This is a genomic window from Candidatus Villigracilis sp., from assembly GCF_057083605.1.
The window spans coordinates 1-2,482 of sequence record NZ_JBXMTI010000027.1 but is presented as its reverse complement, the minus strand read 5'-3'; the positions used below and the strand labels follow the sequence as shown (position 1 = coordinate 2,482).

Here is a 2,482-nt window from a genome sequence, read left to right as displayed (position 1 = left end):
GGAAATTGCGAGTAAATATCACAACTTGGTTTAGTAAATTATGCGATACTGTGTAATATCTCTCATTATTATAATACTGCATCAATTGATGTAAACAAATAGACAAAAGTCATGGTTTCATAGGTTTTTTGACAATTGGATAATTAAATACCGGCGGCTACAATACTTTCAAGAGGATGCTATGGTAAAAATTGTCGCTGACACCACCTGTGGATTGCCGCATGACCTGATCGCAAAGCGTGGGATTTCGTTGATCCCACAGGTTGTGATGTTCGGGGAAGAGGCATTTCATGACGACAAGGACATGGATACAGCCGCATTCCTGCAAAAGCTGAAGGCTGCCAAAGAGTTACCCAAAACATCAGCGCCTGAGCCATCGTTGTATTATCCAATTTTCAAGCAGGCAAAGGAAAAAGGCAACAACGTGATCGTGATTGCCCCAACTGGCAAAGCAAGCGGAACAGTCCGCTCGGCGCAGACAGCGGCACAGGAATTCCCAGATGTGGATATTCGCGTGATCGACACTCAAACTGTCTCCTGCAACCTCGGTTCCCTTGTGCTTTTAGCTGATGATATGGCGAAGGCTGGCAAATCCGCTGATGAGATCGAGGCGAAGCTTAATGACATGATCCCACGCGGAAGGCTGTACTTTCTTGTGGACACGCTTGAATATCTCGCGAAAGGTGGTCGCATCGGCGGGGCGAAAAGATTATTGGCGGAACTGTTGGAGATCAAACCCATTTTGCAGGTGAAAGATGGGCAGGTCGAATCCTTTGAACAACAGCGGACAAAAAAGCGCGTGCTGGCACGTCTCGTGGAGGTGGTGGCAGAACAATGCAAAGGCGGAGACAATGCCCATTTGTGTGTGTTGCAGGTTGAGGCGGAGAAAGAAGCGGAGTCCCTTGTCGCAGAATTGAAAGCGCAGGTGAACATCCAAAATATCCCGATCTATCAATTGCCTCCCGCCATCGTCGTTCATGCGGGGCCGCGAGCAATGGGCGTGGGCTTTTTCATCGAGTAATTTTTCGTGGCGATTAGCGAAGATTGACGAAGAAAACCGCATGGTATAATTTTTTCGCTCAACACAAAATTCCCCACGAATGTGGTTCATACTTTGAAGGAGAACGTGTATGTCTGGTCATTCCAAGTGGTCTACCATTAAGCGCAAGAAAGGCGTGGCAGATGCCAAACGCGGCGCCATTTTTACGCGCCTCGCGCGCGAGATCGTGATTGCCGCCCGTGAAGGCGGCAGCGATATTGATTCAAATTTCCGTTTGCGGCTTGCGGTGGATAAAGCCCGCGCAGAAAACATGCCCAAGGAAAATATCGAACGCGCCATCAAACGCGGCGCAGGTGAAGACAAAGACAGTGCCGTTTTTGAAGAGATCACCTTCGAAGGCTACGGCCCGCACGGTTCGGCGCTGATGGTTACCTGTGTTACCGATAACCGCAATCGCACTGTGCCCGATATGCGCCATGCCTTCACCAAATACGGCGGCAACATGGCCGAGCCCGGCGCAGTGGCCTGGCAGTTCGACCGCAAATCTTATTTCGCTTTCCCTTCAAGCCAAATGTCTTTTGATAAAGCATTTGAACTCGGCATCGTAGTCGGCGCGGATGATGTGGTGGATGGCGAAGAGACAATTGAAATTTATGGCCCTGTTGAATCTTTCAAAACCATCGCCGATGCGCTGCATCAAGTTCATGTTCATCCTGATGAAGCAGGCTTGCGCATGATTCCCAAGCAGGAGATCGAACTTGATGTGGAATCAACTTTGAAGTTCATGAAGATGGTGGAAGCCATCGAAGAACTCGACGATGTGCAGGATGTTTTCCACAACGTCAAAGTTTCAGACGAAGCCTTGGCCGCCCTCGAAGCCGCTTAAGAACTTTTAACCGCGAAGAGCGCAAAGATCGCAAAGATTCTTTCTTAAGATTCTTCGCGTTCTTAGCGGCCTTCGCGGTTCATTATTTAAAACAATGACCCTCGCCCTCGGAATTGACCCCGGCACCGCCACCACAGGATACGGACTCGTGCGCCTCATGCCCGACGGTGAGCTGGTGGCTGTTTCCTTTGGCGTTATCTCCACTCCAAAAGATGCGACCCCAGCAGTGCGGCTTGAAATGTTATTCGATGATCTCAACAAGTTGTTGAAAAAGCACAAGCCTGAAACCGCTGCTGTAGAAAAACTATTCTTCTCAAGCAATGTCAAAACCGCCCTCGCCGTGGGGCAGGCGCGCGGTGTAGTGATGCTCTGCCTGCAAAAGGCAGGTATTGATCCATTCGAATACACGCCCAATGAAGTGAAACAAGCAGTGGTTGGTTACGGCTCTGCCGATAAACGCCAGGTACAGGAAATGGTGCGCGCCCTGTTGCAATTGGACTCCATCCCCAAGCCCGATGATGCCGCCGATGCTCTGGCGATTGCCATCACACATTTGAATACAAAGAGATATGAATAAGAACGTAGGGGCGAAACAA

The 2,482-nt window shown here is 49.7% G+C and carries 3 protein-coding genes; all 3 read left to right on the top strand.

The features are described from left to right. Positions 1-181: 181 nt before the first annotated feature. The 3 genes from AC14M5_RS04635 (at position 182) to ruvC (ending at position 2,463) form a co-directional block, all read left to right on the top strand. Positions 182-1,021, top strand: a complete 840-nt coding sequence (locus tag AC14M5_RS04635) for a DegV family protein (protein ID WP_484028466.1) — start codon at positions 182-184, stop codon at positions 1,019-1,021. A 109-nt stretch (positions 1,022-1,130) separates the two neighbouring features. Further along, positions 1,131-1,886: a YebC/PmpR family DNA-binding transcriptional regulator gene (locus AC14M5_RS04630; protein WP_484028465.1), complete on the top strand. Its 756-nt coding sequence runs from the start codon at positions 1,131-1,133 to the stop codon at positions 1,884-1,886. A 94-nt stretch (positions 1,887-1,980) separates the two neighbouring features. Next, positions 1,981-2,463 (top strand): crossover junction endodeoxyribonuclease RuvC, encoded by a 483-nt coding sequence (ruvC, locus tag AC14M5_RS04625; RefSeq protein WP_484028464.1) that lies wholly within the window; start codon positions 1,981-1,983, stop codon positions 2,461-2,463. Positions 2,464-2,482: the final 19 nt, after the last annotated feature.